At 73.1% G+C, this 26,648-nt stretch carries 23 protein-coding genes; 5 read left to right on the top strand and 18 right to left on the bottom strand.

Going from position 1 to position 26,648, the window contains the following annotated elements; all coding sequences use genetic code 11:
• Nucleotides 1-174: 174 nt before the first annotated feature.
• Nucleotides 175-1,260, top strand: coding sequence for a Ku protein (locus ACRAS8_RS29990; RefSeq protein ID WP_438489110.1), 1,086 nt, complete (start codon nucleotides 175-177; stop codon nucleotides 1,258-1,260).
• Nucleotides 1,261-1,299: 39 nt separating this feature from the next.
• Here the strand turns inward: ACRAS8_RS29990 and ACRAS8_RS29985 are convergent, their stop codons facing one another.
• Together ACRAS8_RS29985 and ACRAS8_RS29980 are read right to left on the bottom strand one after the other, a co-directional pair.
• A complete protein-coding gene (locus tag ACRAS8_RS29985) occupies nucleotides 1,300-2,886 on the bottom strand; it encodes an alpha/beta hydrolase (RefSeq protein WP_438489109.1) in 1,587 nt (528 codons plus the stop codon).
• A gap of 88 nt (nucleotides 2,887-2,974) precedes the next feature.
• Nucleotides 2,975-4,018, bottom strand: coding sequence for an Lrp/AsnC family transcriptional regulator (locus ACRAS8_RS29980; protein ID WP_438489108.1), 1,044 nt, complete (start codon nucleotides 4,016-4,018; stop codon nucleotides 2,975-2,977).
• 156 nt (nucleotides 4,019-4,174) lie between these two features.
• Here ACRAS8_RS29980 and ACRAS8_RS29975 point away from each other — a divergent pair, with 156 nt between their 5' ends.
• Nucleotides 4,175-4,696 (top strand): DNA-binding protein, encoded by a 522-nt coding sequence (locus ACRAS8_RS29975; protein ID WP_438489107.1) that lies wholly within the window; start codon nucleotides 4,175-4,177, stop codon nucleotides 4,694-4,696.
• A gap of 41 nt (nucleotides 4,697-4,737) precedes the next feature.
• The gene (locus tag ACRAS8_RS29970) at nucleotides 4,738-5,667 is read left to right on the top strand and encodes a GNAT family N-acetyltransferase (protein ID WP_438489106.1); all 930 of its coding nucleotides are present in this window, start codon (nucleotides 4,738-4,740) and stop codon (nucleotides 5,665-5,667) included.
• Here the strand turns inward: ACRAS8_RS29970 and ACRAS8_RS29965 are convergent.
• The gene (locus tag ACRAS8_RS29965) at nucleotides 5,664-6,596 is read right to left on the bottom strand and encodes a LysR family transcriptional regulator (protein WP_438489105.1); all 933 of its coding nucleotides are present in this window, start codon (nucleotides 6,594-6,596) and stop codon (nucleotides 5,664-5,666) included. The two genes, ACRAS8_RS29970 and ACRAS8_RS29965, sit on opposite strands and share 4 nt — an antisense overlap.
• A gap of 386 nt (nucleotides 6,597-6,982) precedes the next feature.
• Here ACRAS8_RS29965 and dnaE point away from each other — a divergent pair, with 386 nt between their 5' ends.
• Both dnaE and ACRAS8_RS29955 read left to right on the top strand, forming a co-directional pair.
• Nucleotides 6,983-10,579 (top strand): DNA polymerase III subunit alpha, encoded by a 3,597-nt coding sequence (gene dnaE, locus ACRAS8_RS29960; protein WP_438489104.1) that lies wholly within the window; start codon nucleotides 6,983-6,985, stop codon nucleotides 10,577-10,579.
• Nucleotides 10,576-10,965, top strand: a complete 390-nt coding sequence (locus tag ACRAS8_RS29955; RefSeq protein WP_438489103.1) for a DUF6300 family protein — start codon at nucleotides 10,576-10,578, stop codon at nucleotides 10,963-10,965. The genes dnaE and ACRAS8_RS29955 overlap by 4 nt, the downstream gene beginning before the upstream one ends.
• Before the next feature lie 81 nt (nucleotides 10,966-11,046).
• On the opposite strand, the gene ACRAS8_RS29950 is transcribed toward ACRAS8_RS29955, so the two are convergent.
• The 15 genes from ACRAS8_RS29950 to ACRAS8_RS29880 all read right to left on the bottom strand — a co-directional run bounded on the left by ACRAS8_RS29950 (nucleotide 11,047) and on the right by ACRAS8_RS29880 (nucleotide 26,585).
• Complete coding sequence (locus ACRAS8_RS29950) at nucleotides 11,047-12,453, bottom strand: SGNH/GDSL hydrolase family protein (protein WP_438489102.1); 1,407 nt, start codon at nucleotides 12,451-12,453, stop codon at nucleotides 11,047-11,049.
• Between the two features lie 81 nt (nucleotides 12,454-12,534).
• Nucleotides 12,535-12,774: a hypothetical protein gene (locus ACRAS8_RS29945; RefSeq protein ID WP_438489101.1), complete on the bottom strand. Its 240-nt coding sequence runs from the start codon at nucleotides 12,772-12,774 to the stop codon at nucleotides 12,535-12,537.
• Between the two features lie 108 nt (nucleotides 12,775-12,882).
• Nucleotides 12,883-14,481 carry a hypothetical protein gene (locus ACRAS8_RS29940; protein ID WP_438489100.1) on the bottom strand — a complete coding sequence of 533 codons (1,599 nt, stop codon included), beginning with the start codon at nucleotides 14,479-14,481 and terminating at the stop codon, nucleotides 12,883-12,885.
• Nucleotides 14,482-14,494: 13 nt separating this feature from the next.
• Nucleotides 14,495-15,415: an ABC transporter ATP-binding protein gene (locus tag ACRAS8_RS29935; protein WP_438489099.1), complete on the bottom strand. Its 921-nt coding sequence runs from the start codon at nucleotides 15,413-15,415 to the stop codon at nucleotides 14,495-14,497.
• Nucleotides 15,416-15,418: 3 nt separating this feature from the next.
• On the bottom strand, nucleotides 15,419-15,814 hold the full coding sequence (locus ACRAS8_RS29930) for a hypothetical protein (RefSeq protein ID WP_438489098.1): 396 nt from the start codon (nucleotides 15,812-15,814) through the stop codon (nucleotides 15,419-15,421).
• A gap of 151 nt (nucleotides 15,815-15,965) precedes the next feature.
• A complete protein-coding gene (locus ACRAS8_RS29925; RefSeq protein WP_438489097.1) occupies nucleotides 15,966-17,153 on the bottom strand; it encodes a sensor histidine kinase in 1,188 nt (395 codons plus the stop codon).
• 140 nt (nucleotides 17,154-17,293) lie between these two features.
• The gene (locus tag ACRAS8_RS29920) at nucleotides 17,294-17,965 is read right to left on the bottom strand and encodes a response regulator (RefSeq protein ID WP_026247566.1); all 672 of its coding nucleotides are present in this window, start codon (nucleotides 17,963-17,965) and stop codon (nucleotides 17,294-17,296) included.
• Between the two features lie 93 nt (nucleotides 17,966-18,058).
• Nucleotides 18,059-18,289: an MbtH family protein gene (locus ACRAS8_RS29915; protein WP_438489096.1), complete on the bottom strand. Its 231-nt coding sequence runs from the start codon at nucleotides 18,287-18,289 to the stop codon at nucleotides 18,059-18,061.
• Nucleotides 18,290-18,391: 102 nt separating this feature from the next.
• Nucleotides 18,392-19,387: an ArsR/SmtB family transcription factor gene (locus tag ACRAS8_RS29910; protein ID WP_438489095.1), complete on the bottom strand. Its 996-nt coding sequence runs from the start codon at nucleotides 19,385-19,387 to the stop codon at nucleotides 18,392-18,394.
• Complete coding sequence (mppR, locus tag ACRAS8_RS29905) at nucleotides 19,362-20,270, bottom strand: enduracididine biosynthesis enzyme MppR (protein WP_438489094.1); 909 nt, start codon at nucleotides 20,268-20,270, stop codon at nucleotides 19,362-19,364. Before mppR ends, ACRAS8_RS29910 begins: the two co-directional genes overlap by 26 nt.
• A complete protein-coding gene (mppQ, locus tag ACRAS8_RS29900; RefSeq protein WP_438489093.1) occupies nucleotides 20,267-21,517 on the bottom strand; it encodes an enduracididine biosynthesis enzyme MppQ in 1,251 nt (416 codons plus the stop codon). Before mppQ ends, mppR begins: the two co-directional genes overlap by 4 nt.
• Nucleotides 21,514-22,665, bottom strand: coding sequence for an enduracididine biosynthesis enzyme MppP (gene mppP, locus ACRAS8_RS29895; protein WP_438489092.1), 1,152 nt, complete (start codon nucleotides 22,663-22,665; stop codon nucleotides 21,514-21,516). Before mppP ends, mppQ begins: the two co-directional genes overlap by 4 nt.
• A 182-nt stretch (nucleotides 22,666-22,847) precedes the next feature.
• Complete coding sequence (gene gntD, locus ACRAS8_RS29890; RefSeq protein ID WP_438489091.1) at nucleotides 22,848-23,873, bottom strand: guanitoxin biosynthesis L-enduracididine beta-hydroxylase GntD; 1,026 nt, start codon at nucleotides 23,871-23,873, stop codon at nucleotides 22,848-22,850.
• A gap of 111 nt (nucleotides 23,874-23,984) precedes the next feature.
• On the bottom strand, nucleotides 23,985-25,136 hold the full coding sequence (locus ACRAS8_RS29885; protein ID WP_438489090.1) for an acyltransferase family protein: 1,152 nt from the start codon (nucleotides 25,134-25,136) through the stop codon (nucleotides 23,985-23,987).
• A gap of 264 nt (nucleotides 25,137-25,400) precedes the next feature.
• Nucleotides 25,401-26,585: an acyltransferase family protein gene (locus ACRAS8_RS29880; protein ID WP_438489089.1), complete on the bottom strand. Its 1,185-nt coding sequence runs from the start codon at nucleotides 26,583-26,585 to the stop codon at nucleotides 25,401-25,403.
• Between the last annotated feature and the right edge of the window lie 63 nt (nucleotides 26,586-26,648).

Here is a 26,648-nt window from a genome sequence, read left to right as displayed (position 1 = left end):
GAGCCGGGTACCCGGTCGGCGCAGCCGGGACGCTCCGGCGTCCGGGTGGTGGGCGCTCGCCCGGGAGGTGCCGGGCAGACCGCGCTCCTAGGCTGGAACGGCACCGCACACGGGCCGGACCGGCACCGCAGACGGGCTGGAACGGCACCGAACCGCACCACGAAGGCGGCTCCCATGCGCCCCACCGCGAAGTTCTCCATCAGCTTCGGTCTGGTCACGATCCCGGTGGCCGCCTACAACGCCACGGACACCGCCGCCTCGGTCAGCTTCGTACGGATCCACACGGCGGACGGCGGGCGGGTCCGCAACCAGCCGGTCTGCTCCCTTGAGGGGACCGAGGTCTCCGCCGACGAGATCGGCCGCGGCTACCGCACCGAGGACGACGCCATCGTCCCGCTGACCGACGAGGACCTGGACGCGCTGCCGCTGCCGACCGCCAGGACCCTGACGATCCTGGCCTTCGTCGCGGGCGGCGACATCGATCCGCTCCAGATCGGCAAGGGCTACTACCTGGGCGCGGACAGCCCCGCGGCGGCCAAGCCCTACGCCCTGCTGCGGGACGCGATGGAGCAGCACCAACGGGTGGGCCTGGGCAAGATCGCGCTGCACGGCCGGGAGACCCTGGCCATGATCCGGCCGGTGCAGGACCTGCTGGTCATGCAGGTGCTGCTGTGGCCGCACCAGATCCGGCCGATGACCGGGGTACTCCCGGAACGGGACGTGAAGGTCGCCGCCAACGAGGTGCGGGCCGCCGAGACGCTGATGGACTCCTTCGGCGAGCTGTCCGAGGAGGACGTGCACGACCACTACCGGGAGGCCCTGGAGGAGATCGTCGCGGCCAAGCTCGCCCACCGCGAGCCGGAGTTCGAGGCCGGCGAGGAGGCCCCGACGGGCCAGGTGATGGACCTGATGGCGGCGCTCCAGGACAGCGTGCGGGCCGCGAAGCGGGCCCGCGGCGAGCTCGACGAGGAGACGGAGGCGGCCGGCGGCACGCGCGCGGCCGGCCGTACGGCGACGAGGACCGCGAAGAAGTCCGCGACGAAGGCCGCGAAGAAGACGGCCGGGGCAACGACGAGGACGGCGACAAAGGCGACGACCAAGACGACGGCAAAGGCGACGGCCGGCACCTCGAAGAGCGGCTCCGCGGCCGGGAAGAAGACCGCGGCGGCGAAGAGCGCCGGCGCGAAGAAGACGGCCGGCGCGGCCCGGAAGTCCGCCACGGCCGAACGGACCGCCGGCCGCGGACGCAAGGCGGGCTGAGCGCCGCGGGCGGGCCGGCGGCCGCCGGGTGCGGGCCGCTCAGCGGCAGCCCGTGCCGCCCGCGGGCAGCACCCCGTCCGTCAGGTACGCGGCCACCTTCTGCCGTATGCAGGGGTCGCCGGAGGTGTATGCCGCGTGTCCCTCGCCGTGGTAGGTCAGCACCACACTGTGGTTGCCCAGCGCCCGGGCCATGTGCGCGGCGCCCTCGTAGGGGGTGGCCGGGTCACCGGTGGTGGCGACGAGCAGGGCGGGCGGTGCGTCGGGGGCGGCCACGTCGCGGACGGCGTCGTCGCCCGGGACGGGCCAGCCGTAGCAGTCCAGCAGGGTGGGGGCGATTTCCGGGCCGAACAGCGGGGAGGCTTGGGTGAGTTCGCGGACGGCGCGCGGGTAATCGTCGGGGCCGTAGCGCTCGGAGGTGTCCCGGCAGGTGACCGCCCGGAGGGCCAGCTGGTCCTGGGAGGGCAGGGCCGCGGCGGCGGCACGTCCGGGGGCACGCCCGCCGTCCCGGCCGGAGTGGCCCGTGGCGCTGCCGCCGCTCCCGCCGCCGCTGAGCCGCGCGATCCCGCTCGCGTCCCCGTGCTTGAGCCGCGCCAGCGCGTCCCGCAGGTCGGGCCAGCTGCTCCGGCTGTAGAGAGCCTCCCGCAGCGCGTAGACATAGGTCGTGCCGTCCACCTCGGTGCCCTGCGCCCGTATCGGATGATTCGTCAACTGCTGGTACCAGTCGGCGAGTTGGCGCTGCGCGGCGGCGGTGTCCGGGCCGATCGGGCAGTGGCCGGCGTGGACGCAGTCGGTGGCGAAGTCGTCGAGCACCCGCTGGAAGCCGGCGGCCTGGGCGACCGCGGTCTGCCAGATGTTCCTGGTGGGGTCCTCGACGCTGTCCAGGACCAGTCGGCCGGCGTTGCGGGGGAAGGTGTGGGCGTAGACCGAACCGAGCCGGGTGCCGTAGGAGAACCCCAGGTAGGCGAGCTTGCGGTCGCCAACCGCGGACCGCAGGACGTCCATGTCCCGGGCGACGGTCGGGGTGCCGACCCAGGGCAGCAGCGCGCCGGAGTACCGGCCGCAGCCCGCGTTGATGCGCTGCTCGTCGGCGGCGAGAGCGGCCGGGCCGGCGCCGGTGGCCGGGGTGTAGCCGCTGCCGCAGGAGATCGGCTCGGTGCGGCCGGTGCCGCGCGGGTCGAAGCTCACCAGGTCGTAGCGCTGACCGAGATCGGCGAAGCCGTCGCTGTTGCCGATGAGGTAGTCGACCCCGGAATCGCCGGGGCCGCCGGGGTTGATGACGAGCGAGCCGAGCCGCTTGCCGGGCCCGGTCGCGGGCAGCCGGACGAGCTGCACCCGCAGCGTGCCGCGCTCGGGGTGGGCGTAGTCGCGCGGGACCTCCAGCCGGGCGCACTGGAAACGGCTCGCGGCCGGCCGCGGCGCGGCGCCGGGTGGTGCCGGCGGCGATCCGCGCGGGGCCGGGGCGGCGCCGGTGAAATCCGCGGGGCAGGGCTGCCAGGCCGGCTGCTGCGCGTAGAAGCGGGTGAGGTCCGGGCCGCCGGCGGCCGCTGCCGGGGCGGGAACCGCCACCAGGGCGCCGGCCAGCGCGCCCGCCGCCAGCACCGCGAGGGACCCGCGAAGACCCGGCATACCCCGAGGGTAGGACCGTGCCCCCCGGCGGGCATCCGGACGCCGGGGCGCCACCGGGCCCGGGCGTCCTGGCCCGGCTGCCGCCCGCTCAGCGCGGCAGCGGCAGCAGCGCCCCGGCGCGCTTGACGGTGCGGATGACCGGGGCGGTCTCCATCGTGCGGATGGCGTCCGACGACGCGATTCGCTCGGTCAGACAGCGGGCGAGGTCGAGGGAGTCCCGGCAGGTGACGGCGGCCACCAGGTTGGTCGGACCGGTGGTCATGGCGGCGAACGACACCTCGGGGTGGCCGGCCAGCCGCGCGGCCACCGCGGCGAGCCGGGACGGCCGTACCGACATCCACAGGCGGGCCTCGGCACGGAAACCGAGGGCGGCCGGCGGGATGTCGACGAGCAGGGCGAGCACACCGGCCCGGCGCAGCACGGCCAGCCGCCGGCGCACCGTCGACTCGGACACCCCGGCCGCGGCGGCGAGTTCGGTGTGGCCGGCCCGGCCGTCGCGGGACAGCACCTCGAAGAGCGCCCGGTCCGCGGGCCCGAGGGCGAGCCCGCCCGCCTCGCCGGCCGGTGGGTCCCCGGCCGGGTCGTCGGCAGCCGGCGGGGCGAGCAGCGCGGCCTGCTCCGGGGTGAGCCGGCCTTGCCCGGCCGCGGCGCCGGGCAGGGCCACGGGCGTACCGCCGGGGCGGCCGGCGTCGCGGCCGTGCGGCAGGCCGAGCAGCAGATGGGCGGTGACGGAGGTGACCCGGCTGGTCCGGGGGAGCTTGTGCAGCAGCAGCGCCTCGCCGCGCTCGGCGCTCGGCGTCTGGACGCTGCAGGAGATCTCGGTGCCGCCGGAGAGCAGATGGACGTAGGAGGTGTCCGGGCGGGCGGCGAGCGCGTCGGCGAGGGCGGTCGCCGCGTCCGGGGTGCACCGCAGCCGGACGGTCCAGGCGCTGTGGCCGAGCCGGGCGCCGTTGAACGCGCCGACGACGCGCAGCACGCCCGCGCCGCGCAGCCGGCGGTAGCGGCGGGCGACGGTGTTCTCGGAGACCCCGAGGGCGGCACCGATCAGCCGGAACGGAGCCCGGCCGTCGATCTCCAGGGCGTGCACCAGCTGTGTGTCCACCGCGTCCAGCGTGACGGTTTCCGGCTTCATCTCACGCAGTCTGCCAGCATTCGCCGTCGGTCGGTGACCGCAGGGTGGGGCGGCCCGGGACCGCAGGGCGGGTGCCCCGCGCCCCCTCGGAGCGTTGAACACATCGTTCACAATAATCCGTTGACAATGCATCGTAGAAACGGCCATCCTGACGCCATGTCACCGAAGTCACCGAAGCCAGAGCAGCCACCGCGGCCGGCCTCCGCCACCCCCGCCACCCCGTCCGCCGAACCCGTCGAGCCCGCCGACCCGTTCACGCCCCCGGACCCCGGCCAGGCCCGTGCGCACCGCGCCCATGCCGCGCTCTTCCGGATCGCCGAACGCCATGCGGCCACCGACGAGCAGCGCCGCCGCCAGGTCCACCCCGCGATCCTCGGGCCCCATGAGGCGGTGCGGCTGGTGTCGTTCCTGCTCAGCGGGGCCGCCCGGCTCCACGACGGGGAGGCGGAGGTGGACCGCGCCGACATCACCGCCGCGCTGAGCCTGCTGCCCATGGTGCGCGGGGAGATGGACGAGCTGGAGACCGGACTTCTCCAGATGGCCCGCGGCCGCGGTATGACGTGGCAGGAGATCTCCTTCGGCCTCGGCCTGGGCACGCCGCAGGCGGCGCGGCAGCGTTACGAGCGGCTGGCCGGCCGCACCGGTACCGACGGCGACAGCGACGGCGAAGGGGAGTGAGACGGTGGCGGGCCCGGCCGCGCCGCGAGTAGCCTGCGCGGATGCCTGATCCCTTACCGGCGCTGCCCGCCGGCTATCGGGCGCGGCCGGTGTCCGCCGACGACATCCCGGCGCTCCACGGCCTGGTCGCCGCCTGCGAGCGCGCCCTGCACGGCCGGGCGCAGACCGACCCGGGCGCCCTCGCCGCCGACCTCGAACGGCCCGGCCTGGTACCGGAGTTGGACACCCTGCTGGTCCACGACCGGGCGGGGCGGCCGGCGGCCCGGGCCTGGGTGAACCGGCGCTCCGAGGTGGACGTCCACCCCGCACACCGGGGCCGGGGCCTGGGGGCGGCACTGCTGGACTGGGCGGAGGCGCGGGCCCGCCGGGCGGGCAGCGAGGGCATCGTCCAGACCGTGCCGGACGAGGACGCGCCCGCCGTCGCCCTGCTGCGCTCGCGCGGCTACCGGCCCCTGGTGACCGCCTGGCGGCTGGAGTTCGCCGTGCCGGACGAGCCCGCGGTGCCCGAGCCGCCCGCGGGCGTCACCGTCCGGCCGTTCCGCGCCGGCGACGCGCCCGCCGCGCACCGGCTCGTCGAGGACGCCTTCGCCGCCTGGCAGCCGCGCCGCAGGTCCTACGAGGAGTGGGCCCGGCACACCGTCGACCGGCCCGCTTTCGCCCCCGGCCTGTCGCCCGTGGCCTTCGCCGGCGGCAAACTCGTGGGCGCGGCCCTGGCGTCGGACCTCCCGGAGATCGGCGAGGGCCACCTCGAACAGCTCGCGGTCCACTCCGGCCACCGCAACCGGGGCATCGCCCGCCTCATGCTGCGGCACGCCTTCCGCGCCTGCCACCGGCGGGGCCGGCGGGCCTGCACCCTGTGGACCCACTCGGACACCGGCGCGCTCGACCTGTATCTGCGGGTGGGCATGACGGTGGGCCGCAGCTCGACGGTCTTCCGGAAGGACCTGACCGCGCCAGGCCCAGCCTCCTAGCGCAGGGCCCAGTCCGGCCGCCAGGTGCCGGCGTCGGGGCGGTTGGGGTAGCGGGACGTGAGGTGGTCGCGGAGCGCGGTGAGGCCGGGGTGCGGGTTGTCGTCGCGCCAGAGCAGCGCGTGCGGGTAGACCGGGGTCGGGTCCCGCAGCGGGATGCGCCGCAGGTCGTGGCCGGCGGGCCAGACGAGCGGGGTCCGCTCGCCGAAGAAGCTCACCACCGTCGCGGAGTCCGCGAGGGCGTCGAGGAGGGCCTCGACGCCGAAGTCGGGGCCGATCGTGTCGATGGTGAGGCCGAACGCGGCGGCGAGGTCGTCGTAGTAGGCGCGCCACTCCGTGCCGGGTGCGTTGGAGGGCATCCAGATCCGGTGGCCGGCGAGCTGGGCGAGGGTGAGCGCCTGGGCGGTGGCGAAGGTGTGCGCCGGGCCGGCGCACAGCTGGAGCTCCTCGTCGAAGACCGGGGCGGCCCGCACCTCGTCGGGCAGTTGGCTGCCGGGCCGGGTGACGGCACGGAAGGTGGCGTCGATGGTGCCGGCCTGGACGGCAGCGACGGCCTCGTCGGCGCCGAAGAGGGTGACGACGTCGAGGGGGATCTCGGGGTGGGCGCGGTGGAAGGAGCGCAGCAGGCCGGCGGCCGCGGTCCGCCGGCCGACCACGTCGACGCGGAGCGCGCGGCTGCCCGGCCGGACGGAGGCGGCGGCCCGCTCCTCGGCCTGGAGCAGCGCGCGGGCGTGCGGCAGGAACGCCTGCCCGTCGATGGTGAGGCCGGCGCCGCGCGCGGTGCGGGTGAACAGCCGCACGCCGAGCTCCGTCTCCAGGGCTCCGACGCGCTTGGAGACGGCCTGCTGGGTGAGTGAGAGGTCGACGGCGGCCTTCTGGAACTGCCCCGTCTCCGCGACCGCGACAAAGGTGCGCACAGCGTTGAGGTCCACGCCGCACACCCTATAGGCACAACGCGACGTTGTGGCTCGCCGACGTGGCGGTTGTTTGATCCACCGGGCGGTCGGGGGCTTTGATGACGGTCGCCAACGGGGAACCCGGGCGGGACCGCGCGAAGTATGGGGCATGTGTGGGGCTGTTCGGGCGGATTGGGCACATGCGCGGGGCGAGGTCCGGGATCACCGGCCGGCACCGGGGACTCTTGCCGTGCCACGGACGGCGAGAGCGACCGACAGGACATGTCACAACCATTGGTTGTGCGATGCCTGTCAGGTTGTGTCCCTCCGCGCCGTCCGGCCCCCGTTGACGCAGTCGGCCACCCAGGCCCGCCCGGCTCCGGCCGGGTGGGCCGCCCACTCGTCCCGGAGGTGACGCAGCCGTGCCGGACTCCTTCGTCCATCTGCACAACCACACGGAATACTCCATGCTCGACGGCGCGCAGAGAATGGCGCCGATGTTCGCCGAGGTCGCCCGGCAGGGGATGCCGGCGATCGCCATGAGCGACCACGGGAACATGTTCGGGGCCTATGAGTTCCAGCAGGTCGCCAAGGACTTCGCGGGCGTGCGGCCGATCATCGGCATCGAGGCGTATGTGGCGCCGTCCTCGCGGTTCGCCCGGAAGCAGGAGTTCTGGGGGCCGGGCGGCCGGCGCGCGGTGAGCGACGACGGCGAGGGGTCCAAGGACGTCTCCGGGGGCGGCCGCTTCACGCACATGACCATGTGGGCGCGGAACGTCCAGGGCCTGCGGAACCTCTTCTGGCTCTCCACACAGGCGAGTTACGAGGGCCAGTTCCCGGCCGGCAAGCCGCGGATGGACCGGGAGCTGATCGCGCGGCGGCCGGACGGCATCATCGCCACCACCGGCTGCCCCTCCGGCGAGATCCAGACCCGGCTGCGGCTGGGCCAGTACGAGGAGGCCAGGGCGGCGGCCGGTGCGTACCGGGAGATCTTCGGGCCGGAGAACTACTTCCTGGAGCTGATGGACCACGGCCTGGACATCGAACGGACCGTCCGCGACGGCCTGCTCCGCCTGGCCGGGGAGCTGGACCTTCCGCTGCTGGCCACCAACGACGCGCACTACGTCACCGAGGACCAGGCCGACGCCCACGACAACCTGCTGTGCATCGGCGTCGGCAAGAACAAGAACGACCCCGGCCGCTTCCGCTTCAACGGCTCCGGCTACTACCTCAAGCCGGCCGCCGAGATGCGCCGCCTCTTCGCGGAACTCCCCGGCGCCTGCGACAACACCCTGCTGGTCGCCGAGCGCGTCGAGCCCTACGACGAGGTCTTCGACCACGTCGACGAGATGCCGCGGTTCCCCGACGTCCCCGAGGGCGAGACCCAGGAGTCCTGGCTGCGCGGCGAGGTCCTCAGGGGCCTGGCGATGCGCTACGGCGACCCCGTTCCGCCGCACGTCCTTGCGCGGTTCGAGACCGAGATGGCGGTCATCGGGCCGATGGGCTTCAGCTCGTACTTCCTGGTCGTGGCGGACATCTGCCGGTACGCGCGGGAGAACGGGATCCCGATCGGCCCGGGCCGCGGTTCGGCCACCGGCTCGCTGGTGGCCTACGCCACCCGGATCACCGAGCTGTGTCCCCTGGAACACGGCCTGCTCTTCGAGCGCTTCCTGAACCCCGAGCGGATCAACCCGCCCGACATCGACCTCGACTTCGACGACAGGCAGCGCGACCGGATGGTCCGCTATGTCACCGAGAAGTACGGCGACGCGTACACCGCCATGGTCAACACCTTCGGCAAGATCAAGGCCAAGAACGCGATCAAGGACTCCTCGCGCATCCTGGGCTACCCCTTCTCGCACGGCGAACGGATCACCAAGGCCCTCCCGCCGGACCAGAACGGCAAGTCCGCACCGCTGGCCGCGCTCTTCGACCCCGCACACGAGCGGTACGCCGAGGCCGGCGAGATCCGGCGGATGTACGAGAGCGAGCCGGACGTGCGGCAGGTGATCGACACCGCCCGCGGTGTGGAGGGGCTGACCCGCGGCACCGGCGTGCACGCGGCCGCGGTGATCCTGTCCAAGACCCGGCTGACCGACCGGATCCCGCTGCACATGCGGGCCGCCGACGGCGCCCGGATCACCGGCTTCGACTACCCGTCGTGCGAAGCGATGGGCCTGGTCAAAATGGACTTCCTGGGGCTGCGGAACCTCGGCGTCATCGACCAGGCGCTCGCCAACATCCGGGAGAACCGCGGCGTCGCCCTAGCCACCGTGGACCCGATGGACGGCGACCCGTCCACCGTCGTGATTCCCCTGGACGACGCGAAGACGTACCGACTGCTGGCCGAGGGCAACACCTTCGGCGTCTTCCAGCTCGACGGCGGCGGCATGCGGGCCCTGCTCAAGCTGATGGCACCCACCCGCTTCGAGGACATCGCGGCGGCCAACGCCCTCTACCGGCCGGGCCCGATGGCCGCCAACGCCCACACCAACTACGCCCTGCGCCAGAACGGCAAGCAGGAGCCCACCCCGATCCACCCGGAGCTGAAGGACGCCCTGGAACCGATCCTCGGCTCCACCCACCACCTGCTCATCTTCCAGGAGCAGATCATGGCCATCGCCCGGCAGCTGGCCGGTTACACGCTCGGCGGCGCGGACATGCTGCGCCGCGCGATGGGCAAGAAGAAGCCGGAGGTACTGGCAGCGGAGTGGGAGAAGTTCCACGGCGGGATGCGCGCCAACGGCTACTCCGACGAGGCGATCCGGGCACTGTGGGACGTGATGCTGCCGTTCTCCGGCTACGCCTTCAACAAGTCCCACACCGCCGGCTACGGCCTGGTGTCGTACTGGACCGCCTACCTCAAGGCGAACTACCCGGCCGAGTACATGGCCGCCCTGCTCACCTCCGTCGGCGACGACAAGGACAAGGCGGCCGTCTATCTGGCCGACGCCCGCAAGAACGGCGTCCGGGTGCTGCGGCCCGATGTCAACGAGTCCGTCGCGGAGTTCACCGCGATCGGGGACGATGTGCGCTTCGGGCTGCGGTCCGTCCGCAACGTCGGCGACGGTGTCATCGAGGCCGTCGTCGAGGCCCGCCGCCGGAAGGGGAGATTCACCTCCTTCGCCGACTTCGTGGACAAGGTGGAGCTGCCGGCGCTGAACAAGCGGGCGGTGGAATCCCTGGTCAAGGCCGGTGCGTTCGACTCGCTCGGCCACACCCGCAAGGGCCTGACCGCCGTCCACGAGGCCGCCATCGACGCGATCATCCCCGTGAAGAAGGCGGCCGGCTTCGGCCAGGACGACCTCTTCGCCGGACTCGGCGGCGGGGACGGCGGCGGGACGGCCTTCGGCCTGGACCTCTCCATCGAGGAGACGGAGTGGCCACGCCGCCAACTCCTCTCGCTCGAACGCGAGATGCTGGGCCTCTATGTCTCCGCGCACCCGCTCGACGGCGCCGAGCACGTCCTCGCCGGCGCCCGGGACTGCTCGCTCGCCGAGCTGCTCGCCTCCGGCCGCACCACCGGGGAGGTACGGCTGTCCGGGCTGATCACCGGCGTCCAGCGCAAGGTGACCAAGCAGGGCAACGCCTGGGCCGTCGTCACCCTCGCGGACCGGGACGCCGCCATCGAGGTGCTGTTCTTCCCCGCCGCCTACCAGCTCGTCCAGCAGTCGCTGACCGAGGACACCGTCGTCACCGTCAAGGGCAGGATCGAGGACCGCGACGGCAGTCTGAACGTCTTCGGGCGCGAACTGGGCGTGCTGGACGTCTCCTCGGCCGGGGACGGCGGACGGCCGCCGGTGCGGCTGGCGTTCCCCGTGCACCGGATCACCGCGGACGGGGTGCGCGAGCTGAAGCGGATCCTCGCCGACCATCCGGGCGAGAGCCCCGTGCACCTCAGCGTCCGCGCTCCGCGGCGGACCACGGTCTACGCGCTGGGCGCCACGGTGAACGCCACCGGCCTCGCCTCGGACGTGAAGGGCGCGTTCGGCGCCGAGGCATGGGCGGGGCCGGCATGACGGCCGGCATGACGGCGGGCGCGGAACGGCCGGCGACGGTGACGCTGCGGATGCCCGCGTCCGCTCCCCCGCCCTGTCCGCGCTGCGACACCCCGGTGCTCCTGGTGGCCCGTTATCCCCACTCCTGGCACAACCGGTCCGGGGCGCGCGTCGACGGCTTCCGGGAGAGCGTGCTGTGCGCCGGCTGCGACACCGGTGACCCGGCGGCCGAGGGTCTGCTGGCGCTGTTCGCGGGGGTCGGGCACGAGGGTGAAGTTGGGTGCGGGGCCAGCGAGTTCGCCGTCCGCCTGGACGCCTGGCTGACGGCCGTACGGCGCCGGGTGCCGCAGCAGGCCGCCCGGGCCGCGGAAGCCGAGGAGGCCCGGTGGCGGGCCGGCGAACTGTAGCCGCCGGCGGGCCGGTTCCGTGAACGGGCGCCCCGACCAGGGACGGGGGCTCCTGGTCGGGGCTGATCGGGGGGGCGGGCGTCAGAGGGTGGTCAGGTCGACCGCGGAGGCCATGGCCAGGTAGCCGGCGTCGCTGGGGTGCAGGCCGTCCTGGGAGACGTAGCCGGGGCGGGTGCGGTCGGGGTCCTGGGGGTCGGTCAGGACCCGGGCGGCGTCGAGCACCGCGTCGTAGGCGTGACTGGTGCGGATCCAGTGGTTGAGCTCCCGGCGGGCCTCGATGCCGGCCGGGTCGGTGAAGGGGAAGACCGCGCCGGCCAGCGGGGGAAGCGTGACGCCGATCGCCTTGATACCGCGGGCGTGCGCCTCGCGGATCAGGGCGCGGTGGCCGTCGATCAGCTGGCGGGCGGTCACCGGCCGGCTGTTCTCGCCGCAGGAGTCCCCGTCGGACAGCCGCGAGAGGTCGTTGGCGCCGAGGTGGACGAAGACGGCCCGCAGCCCGGTGTGGCCGCGCAGCTCCCGCACGAAGCGGGCGGTGCCGCTCTCGCCGAAGCAGGGGGAGTCGTGGAGCAGCCGGTCGCCCGCGAGGCCGGCGTTGGCGATGCCGGTGGGGCGGCCGGCGGCGATGAGGCGTTCGGCGAGCTTGTCGGAGAAGCGGTCGTCGGTGCCGGGGCTGGTCCCCACGCCGTCCATCAGGGAGTCGCCGAAGACCATGACGGACGCGGCGGAGTCGGGCCCGGCCGCGAGCACGTCGGCGCCGGTCAGGTAGTACCAGGCGTGCGAGGTCCGGCGGTCGAACGCCTCGTCGGCGGTGCTGTCCAGCCGGTCGCCGGGGGCGCGGTAGGACGTGGCGGTGGTGAAGCGGTGCATGGTGGCCGGGCCGGTGGGGGTGGTGAAGCGCAGGGTGACGGTGAGCTTTTCGAGGTTGGCGGTGGGCAGGGACACCGGGTCGGTGACGGCGGTGCCTCCGGCGGGGACGGTGCGGGAGCGGGCGTGGTCGAAGGTGAGGGCGCGGGCGGTGCCGGGGCGCGCCTTGGCCTGCCCGTCGGACCTGGCGACCGTGGCACCGGCGAGGTGCAGCGGCCGGGTGCCGTAGGCGTTGGAGAAGCGGAGCCGGAGCGCGGAGCCGCCCACGCTCAGTCGGATCACCTGGCGCAGGCTCTCGTCGTGGAACCCCTCCCGGGACCAGTTGGCCGCGCCGTCGGTGCCCTTGGTGTCGTCGGTGTGGTCGGTGTAGTCCGTGGCCTGCTGCATGGTGGCTCCCCAGGAGGCCGTCCACTGCTGGGCGTTACGGGCGGCTGTACGGGGGCCGGGGGACGCGGCTCCCGCCGTCTTCAGGGCCGGGTCGGCGGGGGAACAGGCACCGGTGAGCGCCGCGGCCAGGGTGGTGGCCAGTATGGCGGCGGCCGTCGCGCGGAAGGGACGGACACCGGTGTGCGGGTGCCGGCGGGCGGGGTCGGCCGCGCTGGGGTGTCGGCGCCGCAGTCGCATCGGAGCTCCTTGTGTGTGGTCGGTTCGTGTGCGGATATCACCCCCGTTGTGGTCGTGTCCGCCAGCTGAGCTGACGCTCCGTCAACTATCGCTGGGTGCGGACGTTCTGCCCGGTATGCAGTGCGGGACGTGATGCCTGCTGTAGTAGGTGGCGACGGACAGCAGGATCGCGTTGGCGCTGCGCAACTCGTCGACCTCCCGCTCCAGTTCGGCGATGCGGGACGCGGTCCGCGACGGGCCGGCGAGGCCGGTCGGACCGGTGGCGTCGGGGTCGGCGAGGCGGGCGGGGTGGACGGGGTGGCTGCGGGCGGATTCGGGCATGGATCTCTCCTCGCTCGGGGCTCGGTGATCTCTCGCGCGGGGTGGGGCGCGGTGCGGGGTGCGGGCGCGGGTGCCGGGCGCGGGTGGCGCGCCCGGCGGCCGGCCGGATCAGTCGCGGCTGAAGCGGCGCAGCACGGTGGCCGCGAAGACGACGGCCATCAGGGCCGCGGCCACCATGATCGTCATCGGCGGCTGTACCTTGGCCAGTTCGCTGCTGTCGCGCAGGGCGCCCATGAAGTCGAAGATCGGCAGTCCGTTGGCGACGGAGTACCACAGCGGTACGTAGACCGCCTGGAAGAGCCGGTGGGTGCGGCTGAGCGTGCCCAGGGCCATGGCCAGCGACGGGATGAACAGGGCGCCGCCGGTCCAGCCCGCCAGGGCGAGCCAGTCCCCGGCCGCGATCAGGCGGATGAGGGGGCCGATGCCGGCCACGACGGTGACGGTCAGGCCCGCGGCCCACTCGGCCAGCACCCGGCGGCGCACCGCGGGGTAGGCGGCGAGCATGCCCTCGACGCCGTGTTCGTGGCGCTGGGTGCCGAGCCGGGACCAGATCAGGACCGGCCAGATCCAGGACAGCGGCAGCATGACGCGGGTGATGCCGTGGATGGCCGGGGCGGTCAGCCCGCAGATCATCAGGAAGGCGGCGCCCAGCCACCACCACCAGCGCACGCCCTGGAGCAGGATGCGGACCTCGCCGGCCCACAGCCGCAGGGTGACCGCGCCCGGTTCCGGGCGGGTGCGCAGCACGCTGCCCACGGTGGGCCGGGAGCCGGCGTCGGGCCCGACCTCGTCGACGAAGACCGGCTGGACGCCGCCGTCGGCCGCGTCCTGGACCTGCTGGACGGCGGGCCGGTGCCGGCGGCTGCGTGCGGGGTCGAAGCGGCCGAACCACAGTGTCGGGAGCAGGGCGACGAGGGCGGCGATCAGCAGCAGGGTCACCCGGCCGAGGACGTAGCCGGCGGTCGGGGTGAACCCGTGCCAGGTGAACAGTCCCAGCGGCTTGTCCAGATAGGTCAGGCCGAGGCTGAACGCGCCGGTGACGTCGATGTGTTGGGCGACCATGTCGGTGTACATGGACTTGACGACGCTGTTGACGCCGATGCCGTCGAGCGGCAGCCCGGGGCCCTGCCCGGCGGTCGAGACGACCAGCCAGATGCAGAACCACAGGATGTTGCCGACGCCGGTGCGCAGCACGGGGAGCGACTCGAAGAGCAGGGCGCAGGCGGCGGTCAGCGCGACCAGCGGCAGCGCGATCAGCGCGAACGGCTGCCACAGGGCCACCAGGTCGAGGTCCGTGGACTCGCCGCGGGCCAGCTGCATGACCAGGGCGGTGACCGCGAGCACCCCGAGCATGGAGGCCAGCAGCAGCAGGTTGCTGAGGAACTTGCCGGCCATGTACGCGGGGGTGCGCAGCGGGGTGGCGGCGAGCAGCTGGCCGACGCGGGTGCTGCGGTCGCGCTCGATGGAGTTGCGGACGATGTAGAAGCCGCCGAGGGTCAGCCACAGGCCGGCCGCCAGGGCCGTCACCATGCCGACGTAGGCGCTGTTGTAGATCCCGCGGTGATCACCGACCTGCATGATCATCCATTTGGCGTCCGAGGACGGCACCGCCACGTATCCGAGGGCGACGGCGGCGGCCAGCACCACGAGGTAGGCGGGGCGGCGGATCCGGTCGCGGAAGTCGGCCACCGCGAGCCCGGTGAGCATCTGGAGCACCGTGTCACACCGCCCCGGCCCGCAGCGTCCGCCCGCCGAAGCCCTGGGCCGGCCGGCCGCCCTCGGCGGACCGGATGATGCCGAGGTAGGCGTCCTCCAGGTCGGGCGTGAGCGGGGCGGCACCCTCGTAGGGCTGTTCGTTCGACAGCAGCCGGATCCGGACGCCCTCGGCGGTGCGCACCAGGCGGCTGACGATGTACTGCGCCTGCACCGCCGGCACGGAGGACGGGTCGACCAGCACCTCCCACACCTGGCCGGTCACCGAGCGCAGCAGGTCCTCGGGGGAGCCGCGGCGCTGGAGCCGGCCGCCGGCCAGCACCGCGATGTCGGAGGCCACCGATTCGACGTCGGAGACGATGTGGGTGGAGAGCAGGACGACCTTGTCGGCGGCCAGGTCGCTGAGGAGGTTGCGGAACCGGACCCGCTCCTCGGGGTCGAGGCCCGCGGTGGGCTCGTCCACGATGATGACCTGCGGGTCGGCGAGCAGCACCTGGGCGATGCCGACCCGGCGCAGCATGCCGCCGGAGTACTTGCCCAGCGGCCGCTTGACCGCCTCGGTGAGGTTGACCAGCTCCAGCAGTTCGTCGATACGGGCCCTGGCGGTGCGGGCCGAGACGCCCTTGGCCGCGGCCATGTACCGGAGGAACTCGCGGGAGGTGAGGTTCGGGTAGACCCCGAAGTCCTGCGGGAGGTAACCGAGCGCCCGGCGCAGGGTGTTGGGGCGGGCCACCACGTCCTCGCCGTGGAAGCGGACGGTGCCGCTGGTGGGCCGGGTGACGGTGGCGGCGATCCGCATCAGGGACGACTTGCCGGCGCCGTTGGGCCCCAACAGGCCCACCATGCCCGATTCCAGACGTAGCGTCAGGTTGTCGACGGCGCGTTTGCCGCCCTTGTAGACCTTGGTGACGTCGACGAGTTCCAGCACGGTTCAGCTCTTGCCGCTCAGGGTCTGCTCGCCGTCCTTGGACACCGTGATGCCCTTGGGGACCTCGACCTGGAACTTGGCGTCGCAGATGGCGATGCCGCTGCAGCCGGCGTCGATGTCGAGGGTGTTGCCCTTCAGGACCCACTTGAGGTGCTCGGTGCCGGCGGCGGAGTCGAACCAGCGGGTGACCTTGATGTCCTTGCGGTCGGCCGCGACGATCTTGGTGGCGACCTCGTGCGTGGTCACGTTCAGCGACTTGCCGGAGTAGGCGAAGGTCTTCGTCACGGGCGTGGCCTTCGAGGCGTCCACCGAGCAGCCGGTGAGGCCGAACGCGGCGACGACGGCCGCCGCGGCGGCGACGAGTGTGACGGGCCGCTTCGCGCGGGCGCTTGAGAACATCGGTTCCTCCAGGGTTACGGGCGGTGCACTTGCGGGCGGTGCGGTGATGAGCGGTGCACTGGTGAAAGGATCTCGGTTCCCCGGCGCCGGCACATCTGCCGATCGGCAGATATCGGCTCGGCGGGATCCTCGGCTCGGCGGGGCTGTCGACTCAGCGGAGTGCGGGCGCCGGCAGCACGCAGCGGACCCGCCATCCGGGGCCGTGCGGGCCGGCCTGGAGGGTGCCGCCGAGGGCGCTGACCCGCTCGTCCAGTCCGGCCAGGCCGGTGCCGCCGCCCTGCCGGGTGCCGGCCGGGGCCGCGGAGCCGGCGTCGTCGGCGACCGTGACCTCCACCGCCCGGTCGGCGGTGCGGCCGGCGAACACCGCCACCCGCCCGGCCTGCGGCGCGTGCCGCCGTACGTTGGTCAGGGCCTCCAACACCACCCGGTAGGCGGTGTCCTCGGCCTCCCGCGACAGCGTGCCGGCCACCTCGTCCTCCAGCGACAGCGCCACCTCGGCGGCGGCCATCGAGGAGAAGCGGCCGACGAGTTCGGGCAGGTCGGCGAGGCCGTAGAGGCGGGTGGGCGGCGGCTCGCCCCACTTGCGGCTCTCCGCCTCGCGCAGCGCGGCCACCGTCTGGTCCATGGAGTCCAGGGCCCGCAGCCCGGCCTGCTCGATGCGCTGGAGCAGTGACCGGTACTCCTCGGGGCCCGCGCCGTCGTCGAGCTGTGCCGCCTGGGCCTCCAGGACGATGCCGGTCACCTCGTGGGCGACGAAGTCGTGCAGGTCCCGGGCGACTTCCAGGCGCTGCTCGCGCCGGGCCAGGGCCACCGCGTGCGCACGGCGGTTGTCCAGCGACCGCAGATACAGCCCGATGCCCGCCGCGACGGCCACCGGGAAGAGGGCGAAGAGGGCGCCGGCGACCGACTCCTTCAGCCCCGCGGTGGGGGCGTGCAGGGTGAACCGCAGCGGCAGCAGCACCGCGGCGGCGCCGGTCAGCGGGGCGACGAACGCCACCTTGGGGCTGGGCACATGGCGTACCACCCGCTCCAACAGGACCAGCAGCGCGACGGTTTCGCACGGGTACCACAGGATCACCAGGCCCGGCGGCCCGAAGTAGCCGGCGTCGACGGCCAGGGAGAGCAGTGCCGCCCCGGCCGCCGCCCGGTCCAGCGAGATCCGGCCGATCGGCCAGACCAGCAGGGCCACGGCGAGCGTCAGCGCGGCGAGGACCGCCGCCGGTGCGGCGCTCGGGGGCGACACGAGGGCGGGGACGAGCATCGCGCCCGCCGCGAACCCGGCCCAGCGGCGGCGCCGTTGCCGCCGGCGCTCCGGGAGCGGAAGAGTTTCGTCATCCATGGGGTGAGGTTACGCACCTTCCCGGGCGCCGGCGGCGGCGAGCACGGAACGCATCGTGCGGCATCTGCCGTACGGCAGATATTTCCGGCGGGCGGCCCCGGACCGTTACGGAACGGTGTCCGTTCCGGGGCCGGGGAATGTCAGCCGGGCAGCTGCCCGGTGGCATAGCCCAATTCCCAGGCCCGTACCGCGATCCCGACCCGATTCCGGACCTGGAGCTTGCGCTGAATGCTGGCGACATGTGTCTTGACGGTGCCCGCCGAGATGAACAACTCGCGGGCGATATCGGAATTGGACTTGCCCTCGGCGACCTTTCCGGCGATCTCGGCCTCGCGCTCGGTCAGTACCGCGTCGCGCTGCTTCCGGGCCCGCCGGCCGGTCGCCGGGCCGGTGACGTGCTGCAGCAGCCGGGCCGTGATCTGCGGGCTGATCAGGCTGTCCCCGGCCACCGCCGCCCGGACCGCCTCGACCAGCAGTGCCGGACCCGAGCGCTTGAGGACGAATCCCGAGGCGCCGAAGCGCAGTGCGGGATAGACGTATTCGTCGAGATCGAAGGTGGTGACGACGACGACCCGGACCGGATGCGGAAATGCGGGATCGACCAGCCGGCGGGTCACCTCCAGGCCGTCCATCCGCGGCATCCGGATGTCCACCAGCGCGACGTCGGGGCCGAGTGTGCGGGCCAGTTCCACGGCGTCCGCGCCGTTCGCCGCCTCACCGACCACCGTCATGTCGGACTGGCTCTCCACGATGCGGCGCATTCCCCGGCGGACCATCTCCTGGTCGTCGGCGATCAACAAACGAATAGTCACAGGCGGGAATTCTGCCGTATGGCGGGACGGGCCGGGGCGGCTTTCCGGCGGGACCTTCTGCCCGGTGCCGCCGCCAACCGGTGTGACGCCCCGTCAGGCGGTCGTGGCCCCTTCCTGTTCCATGGACAGCACCAGGCTGCGGGGCCGCATGTCGGTCCAGTGCTCGGTGATGTGGTCGAGGGCCGACTGGCGGTCGGTCTCCGCGAGGGCCACCGTCCAGCCGGCGGGCACCTCGGCGAAGGCCGGCCAGAGGGAGTGCTGGCCCTCGTCGTTGATCAGCACCAGGAAGCGGCCGTCGGGGTCGTCGAAGGGGTTTGCGCCCATCTGTTCTTGTGTCCTCTCGTGTTCGGGGTGCGAGCGGTGCCGGGGGGCCGGTGGTGCCGGGACCTGGCGGCGGCCCGGGGGACGGGGCCGCCGCCAGGAGATTCAGACCGCCTGCCGGTCGGCGCCGGGGCCCACGGGCTTGAACGGCATCGCCCGCGTGCGCTGCGGCGGAATGATCGGTAACGGAGCGGGGGACCGCGCGGGGAGGCTGTCGCCGCCGCTGTGGCGCAACAGGGCGGTGCCCAGGGGTGTGAGGGCGTGCAGGGCGGTGTTGCGGTTGCGGGAGGTGGTCACCAGCCCGGACCGGCGCAGCACCGCCGCGTGCTTGCTGGCACCGGCCAGCGAGATGCCCAGCCGTTCGGCCAGTTCGCCCGTGGAGCAGCCCTCGGTGAGCGCTTCGAGCGCGGCCGCCCTGGTGTGGCCGACCAGGGCGCCCAGCGCCTGCTCGTCGTGTTCCGGCGTCCCCCAGATGTCGCCGCGCGAGGAGATCTTCACGGGGTAGACGAGGACCGGCGGGGCGTCCTTGCCGACCGCCGGGACGAAGGCGCAGGACTGCTCGGACAGGAAGAACGACGGGCACAGCAGCAGCCCGCGGCCGTCCAGGTGGATGTCGCGGTGCGGTCCCTGCCGCACCTCCAGCACCGGCGCCCGCCAGCGGACCTTCGGGTGCAGCGAGCTCAGCAGCCGCTCGACGCCGTGCGCGATGGCCACCCTGCCCCAGCCCTCCCGGGCGCCGTCGAGATGGCCGCGGATCAGGCTCCAGTGGGGCAGTACCGCCACCCGGCACAGTTCGGCCAGCAGCCGGGTGCCGCCGCGTTCCTCGCCGGGCGCGATCTGGTCGGGATCGGCACCGGAGGTGAAGGCGTCGGCGAAGGCTTCCGGCAGCTCCTCCAGCGTGCGGAACTGCTGGGACAGGGCCATGAACCGTGCCGCGTCCCGGCCCAGTTCGGCGCGGACGGTGCGCCGCCACTCGTGGAAGGCGACGTCGCCGTTCCGGCCGAAGAGGTAGAGCGCGAAGGCGCTCTCCGCCAGCGGCCCCAGGGTCGCCAGCATCCTGGTATGGGCCAGGTCCTCAACTGTGAAGTGGATCCTCAGCACGTGCTCCCCCATTGTCATCACTGATGTCGTGCGCGCTCGACGAGTAGTCGCTGAGCAGTCGGCCGCCGTGCAGGGTCTCCCCGTAGGCGAACACGTGGCCGTCCCCTACCTCCAAAGGCGCGAGCGTTCGGAAATCATCCCCCAGGCCCTCGAAGAACGTGAGATCGCCCGATCCGGTCCAGATCGGGGAGAACTCCACGTCGCTGACCTCGGACGCGACCAGCCGCGGCCGCGGGCCGGCCGCCGAGGGCACCCACTCCGGGAAGACCAGGGTGTGGGCCAGGGGGACGTCGTGCAGCACCGGCCGCCGGTCGGTCTGCCGCTCCACGGTGACGGCGGCCTCCACGACCCGCCGTCCGTGGACGGAGAGCGCGCCGTCGAACCGGCCGCCGGGCGCCAGCCGGGAGCCCGCCCGGCCGACCGTGACCGGCCGGCTCTGGTGGATCACGCCGAACTGCTTGGGCATGCCCTGCACCCAGCCGCGCATCATCGGCACGGCTTGGTCCACCCAGGCGTACGGGGCCCGGGCCATGGGACGGCCCTCGAACTCGCAGCCCAGCAGGATCAGGAACTCCCCGAACTGGCACCGGGCGGGGTCGGTCAGCTCCGCCCCGTCCTGGGAGCACCACTGCCAGGTGGCGAACACCGCGGCCGCGGCACCGGGGTCGGCGCCCGGCTCCAGTCCCGGCGGCAGGAACCGTCGGGCCGCGTCCGGGTCGACGCGGTACTCGACCATGACCACCTCGCCGGAGAAGTGCCACGGCGGCGGGGTGAGCATCGCCGACTCCCCGGTCGGCGAGAGCGGCAGGCTGTAGCCGATGGGGCCGCCGTCGCCCGGACCGGCCGCCGTGGGCCGGCCGTTGGTCCCGATGCTGGTCGTCACGATCTCACTCCGATCCGGGGCTCCGGCATGCTGCCGGCCCATGCGGTGGTCAGCCGCTGTGCGGCCTGCTCCAGTACAGCGGGCGGGTTGAAGCTGAAGGCCAGCCGGACGCCGGCCTCCTGGGGGGTGCCGAAGCGCGAGCCGGCGGCGATGCCGACGCCGGCCCGGGCGGCGCCGGCGAGCAGCGCGGACTCGTCCGCCCCGGCCCCGAAGCGCAGCCACAGGAAGAACCCGCCCCGCGGCACCCGGAGTTCCAGCCGCTCCCCCGCCGTCCGGCGCAGGGCGCCCACCAGGGCGTCCCGCCGGTCCCGCAACCGCGCCCGGAACGACGTCAGATGACGGTCGTAGGCGCCGCTCGCGAGCAGCGTGGTCACGGCGAGGGAGGTGGTGTGGTTCAGGGCGCCGCCGCTGACGAACAGGCCGTGCGCCACCAGCCGGCGGGCCAGCGCCCGGTCGGCGAGCAGCCAGCCCAGGCGGAGGCCCGGGCCGAGGGTCTTGGAGAAGCTGCACAGCCGCACCACACCGTGGTAGCCGGCCAGGGAGGCCAGCGACGGCGGCGGGGTGTGCCCGTCGTCCAGCGGCAGTTCCGCGTAGGCGTCGTCCTCCACGATCAGTACGTCGTGCCGGGCGGCCACCTCCAGCAGCCGGCGGCGGCGCTCGGTGGGCATGGTGTGGCCCACGGGGTTGTGGTGGGTGGGGGTGAGGTACACGAAGGCCGTGCGCGCGCCCTCGGCCGCCGTCCGGGCCAGGGCCTCGTCCAGCGCCTCGGGCAGCATCCCGGAGCCGTCCATGGCGACCGGGGCCGGCCGCAGCCGGCAGTCCCGGAAGATCTGGCGGCCCAGGTCGTAGCAGAGCTCCTCGGTCAGCACGGTGTCGCCCGGGGCCGCCAGGGCGGTCGCGAGCAGGTACAGGGCCTGGGAGGTGCCGGCGGTCAGCAGGACCTGTTCGGGGTCGCAGGGCCGCCCGTCCGCCGCGGCGGCGCGGGCGGCCAGCAGGGCGCGCAGCGGCTCCGCGCCCGGGTTGTGGCCGTAGCCCAGCGCCGCCGCGCCGTACTCCGCCAGCGCCTGTGCGTACGCGTCCCGGAGGAGCGGTACCGGCAGCAGCGCGGGCTCGATGTAGCCGGGCCCCAGGTCGAGCACGTCGGCCGGGGCGACCTCCTGCACGACGCCGGGCCGCCACTGCCGGGTGTGCGCCAGCGCGGGCTCCGCGTCGTTCGGGGGTCCGGCCGCGTCCAGTGGCGCCCTCAACGCTGCTGCAGAACGTGGCGCAGCGCGCGCACGGACTGGGTCAGCGGGTCCGTGGAACGGGCCAGGGCGAGCCGCAGGGTGTGGTCGCCCTGGGACGGGTCGGCCCAGTGGAACGCGCGGCACGGCAGGGCGTAGACGTTGTGTTCCCGCAGCCGCTCCCAGACCTGCGTGCCCGTCAGGTCCGTGAGGCCGATCCGCTCGACGCTGGCGCGGCTGTCGGGGTCGGGGACGTAGACGCCGGGCAGGCCGGCCAACTCCTCGCGCACCATGGCGCGGTGGCCCGCGATGAAGCGGTGCAGGTCCTCGAGGCCGCCGGCGGCCGCGTCCTCGGAGAAGCGGCGGACCATGGCGAGGATCAGCGGGGAGACGCCGAGCAGGATGTCGGAGTAGATCTTCTCCACGGGCAGCGCGAGGTTCTCGGAGTGGACCAGCATGCCGACCTTCAGGTCCAGGGTCGGCCAGAGCTTGCCGGTGTCCTCGATGACCACCCAGCGCGCGCCACTGGCCTGGAGGACCTCGTAGTGGTCGTAGTGGGCCCGGGTGTCGAAGCCGCGGAAGGAGGTGTCCAGGGCGAGCACCACGCCGTGGGCGGCGCACTGCTCGGCGAGCCGGGTGAGCCGCTCCTTGGAGACGACCCGGCCGGTGGGGTTGTTCGGGGTGGTGACGAAGACACAGCCGACCGAGGTGAGCAGGTCGGTGTCGAGGTCGTCGCCGTGCAGCGGGTCCTCGGCCAGCGGCACCAGCTTCAGGCCGTTGCCGCGCAGCAGGTCGGCGATGTTGTCGAAGGTCGGGTGGACCAGGGCCACCGACCCGGTGGTCTCGGCCAGCGCGCGGGAGAGGATCTCCATGGCGACGGACGAGGAGTAGCAGCTGAGCACCCGGCCGGGGGCCGAGGGGTAGCTGTGCTGGCCGAGCGCGGTGAAGAAGGCGGCGTGCGCCTCGCGCTCCAGCTCCTCGACGGGGCGCTTCTCGCCCTCCTCGAAGAGCAGCGGCAGCTCGGCGACGATCTGGCTCTGGCCGGCCGTGAGCGACTGCCGGGCGTGGCCGTCGGCGAGGTTGAACTCGCTGTTCAGCGCCAGGAATTCGAGTTGTGTGAGGTTTCCGGTAGCACCTTCGGAGTTCCCCCGAGCGGCGTTTTCTTGCTGCATTCCGGACACAGGTGTACCTCGCAGAGACATGGGTGTTCCCCGGTTGCGGGATGACGGGGTCCGCGCGGCCGCCGGCGCGGGAGTGCTCCCGGACGGGGCCGTGCGGACGACACGATGTGATGCGGGTGGTGGCGGCGGCAGGTCGATGAGCCGGCACCTTGGTGGCGATGCCGCGGCGGTGGTCAGTAGATGACGCGGGTGTGCGCGGCGAGCCGCGAGCCGCGCGACGCGCGCAGATCACGGGCGACGTTGAGCCGGCGCAGCCAGCGGTCCGTGCCGTCGAAGCGGGCGCGGAACGGCTTGCGGCCGTGGACGACGCGGTAGTTGTCGATGAAGACCATGTCGCCGGGGGTGAGGACGACACCGGACATGGCGTCGTCGATGGCGGCGCCGATGGTGTCCAGCGCCTGCTGCTCGGCCTCGCCCTGGACGCCCCGCATGTAGTGCGGATCGATCCGCAGATAGGGGTCGTCGGGGTCACCGAAGAGCACGGCGACCGGTTCGGGCGACTCCATGGCGGCGTCGACCCGCTGCCGGCTGCGGGTGCGCAGGGCGGCCTCGCGCGGGCTCTCGTCCGCCGGCGCCTGCCCGGAGATGCGGTGCGCGTCGTCGGGCAGGATGCGGAAGCGCTCCTGCGCGAGGATCTCGCGGGTCGCGTCGTCCAGCCGGACGTCGGCGATGTCGCAGGCGGTGGTCTCGACGCCGTCCGGGTTGCGCAGGCACATCAGCCCGAGGTAGTCGGTGCGCAGCGGGTGGAAGGCATCCTCGGTGTGCCAGGTGAGGGTCTCCTCGCTGCCCCAGCCGATCTGCTCGTGCTCGAAGCCGCGGACGGGGTAGATGTCGTGCATGATCAGGCCGTCCTGCTGGGTGGCCCAACCGATGGGGTCACCGAGCAGGTTGGCTATCAGGTAGAAGGCGATGTCCTGGCGGAGGGACGTGGACGGTCCCGGCTTGTGCCGGCGTTCGGCCGGCGTCGGCCCCAGCGCCGCGTCGTCCACGGACAGCCCGCGCACGACGAGGAGACCGGACTTCTCGGTGCTGCGGTACTCGTGCAGCGCCTGACGCACCCGACGCGGTAACTCGTCGGCGAAGAGCCGGCTCTCGGCCTGGAAGTCGGTGGACTCCACGGTGTCGTAGCGCCGGCTGAGTTCGTCGACCACGGTGTCGATCGCGGCGACGTCGTCATCCTGCAGATGGTGCGTCAGCACGTACTCGTCCCTTCGGATAGGGCGCCGGAATGTGGGGCTCCGGCACCGAACGGCCGGTCAGTCGAATCTTTGACGCTTTCGAGGGGTTGTTCCATGTTATTTACTCGCCAGCTAAATTGCCCCGTCCTTCACAGGGATTCCACTGGCCACACCAGTCACAGGAGTCACTCTGGCCCGGGACCAGCGGCGCATCACCGGCTTCTCCACGCCGTTGTGCAGCAGCCAGGCGAGCAGCAGGGACACCGCGAAGCCGGCGGCGATCACCACGATGCCCAGCGGCGTACTCCAGGTGCGGCCCACCAGCTCGCCGTCCTGCTCGCTGTGGCCGAGCAGCAGATGGCCGTACTTGAGCACCAGGTTGTGCAGCAGGTAGAAGGCGAAGGAGAGATCGCCGAGCCAGACCATGAGCCGGCTGCCCAGGAAGGTGCCGCGGCCCCCGGCGTCCCGCGCCGCCAGCGCGGCGGTCAGCAGCGCCACCGGCACCACCGTCATCGCGCTCAGCCGGAACAGGTACGGCACGTGCTGGGCGAGCGCGTACGCGAGCACCAGCAGCAGCGCGGCGGCCGTCGCCGGCAGGCGTATCCACTTGCCGGTGAGCACGATCCGCGCCATCAGCATGCCGAGCACGCACTCCAGCATCCGGAAGAGCGGGAAGAAGTAGGTGAACCAGTACTGGGTGACGGAAACCCCGCCGAGCGGCATCTTCGGGGTGTCCGGCAGCGCGGTGAACGCGATCGCCGGGACCGCGGCCACGCAGAGGACCGCGCCGGCCGCCCAGAACCACAGCCGATTCGGCTTGATCTTGTTCACCAGCACCAGCAGCACCGGGAAGAGCGCGTAGAAGACCACGTCCACCGCCAGCGACCAACTGACGCTGTTGCCGGTGTCGGTGAACGCCGGGTCGTCGACCCAGGACTGCACGAGGAGGACCTGGGTGATCGACGGCAGCACCTCGACGGTCAGCCCGACCGAGAGGATCAGCACCAGGGCGAGCACATAGGCCGTCAGATGGTTGGGAAAGACCCGGAAGAAGCGCCGGCGCCAGAACTTCCGCGCGGTGTCCGTGGGCCGGTACGACCACGTGATCACGAAGCCGCTCAGCACGAAGAAGAACGACACCGCCGTGTAGCCGATGGTCCCCATGCCGTCGAGGAAGCCCCAGCTCAGCTTCGCGTCGCTGAAGACCCCCTCGAAGGCGGCATGGGTGAGGAACACCGGCAGGGTGGCGACGAAGCGCAGCCCCGTCAGGGACCTGAGGTTCACCCGGGGCGGCGCCGGCCGGGGTCTTGGCTGGGAACTTTGCTGGGCACTCGTCTGCATGCGGACCTCCGCCGGACGGGCGACGGGCGGTGCGGACGGCGCGGGTCCGCGGCGGCCGCACCACCGTCTGCTGTTGGATGACCCGGGTGCGGTCGCCGGCACCGGATCTCCACCGCGCACGGACGTCTGGCAATGGTTGCCCCGCTCCCCCGTTGAGCCGGAGTTTGGCCGAGATCGTTCGCTCGCTCCACATCTTTCACCTGGCGGCTAAGTTGCCGTGCTCCGGGGGCGGGACCAGCGGCGCATCGCCGGCTTCTCGACGCCGTTGTGCAGCAGCCAGGCCAGCGCCATCGACAGCACGAACGACCCGGCGATCAGCGCGATGCCGGCCGGGGTGTCCCAGGTGCGCGGTACCACCTCGCCCCGGTCGTTCCGCGCGCTGACCAGGATGTGCCCGTAGGCCAGGATCGGCTGGTGCACGAGGTAGAAGGCGAAGGAGAGTTCACCGAGCCAGACCATGTGCCGGCCGCCGAGGAAGGTGCCGCGGCCCTCGGCGTCCGCCACCGCCAGCGCGGCGGTCAGCAGCGCCAGCGGCACCACCGGCACCGCGCTCAGCCGGTAGAGGAAGGGGACGTACTGGGCGAGCACGTACGCGGCGACCACCAGGGCCGCGGCGGCCGTCACCGGCAGGCGTATCCACTTGCCGGTGAGCACGATCCGCGCGAACACCATGCCGATCACGCACTCCACGGCGCGGGAGAGCGGGAAGAAGTAGGTGAACCAGTACTGGGCGCGGGAGGCCCCGCCGACCGGCATCACCGGGCTGTCCGGAAGCACCGACAGGGCGACGGTCGGCAGCGCGACCACCACGAGCACCAGGGCACCGGCCCAGTACCACAGGCGAGTTGGCCTGATCCTGTGCACCAGGACGAACAGCAGCGGGAAGAGCGCGTAGAACGCGACATCGGCGCCGAGCGACCAGGTGACGGTGTTGCCGGTGTCGATGAACAGCGGATCGGGCACCCACGCCTGCAGCAGGAACAGCTGGGCGAGCATGCCCGGCACGTCGAAGGCGGAGCCCACGGCGACCATCAGCGCGACCGTGAAGACATAGGCCACGAGGTGGTTGGGGAAGACCCGGAAGAAGCGCCGGCGCCAGAACTTCCGCGCGGTGTCCGTGGAGCGGTACGACCACGTGATCACGAAGCCGCTCAGCACGAAGAAGAACGACACCGCCGTGTAGCCGGTGCTCCCCATGCCGTCGAGGAAGCCCCAGCTCAGCTTCGCGTCGTTGAACACGCCCTCGAAGGCGGCATGGGTGAGGAAGACGGGTAACAGGGCCAGGAACCGTAATCCGGTCAGGGACCGGAGGTTGGGGTTGGGGGCCGTACCGGACGGCCGGGCCGTCGCCGCGTCCGGCGCCGGACGCGGTGGGTGGGGGGTGGTCTGCATACGGGGCCCTTCGCCTGGCCGCGCGCACACACGCCGGAGTGGCCGGGGCGGGTCGCGCGGACC

The organism is Streptomyces sp. S186 (genome assembly GCF_051603415.1).
Lineage (GTDB): Bacteria > Actinomycetota > Actinomycetes > Streptomycetales > Streptomycetaceae > Streptomyces.
Note: the sequence above shows the minus strand (reverse complement) of the source record. Positions and strands in the feature narration are given on the sequence as shown.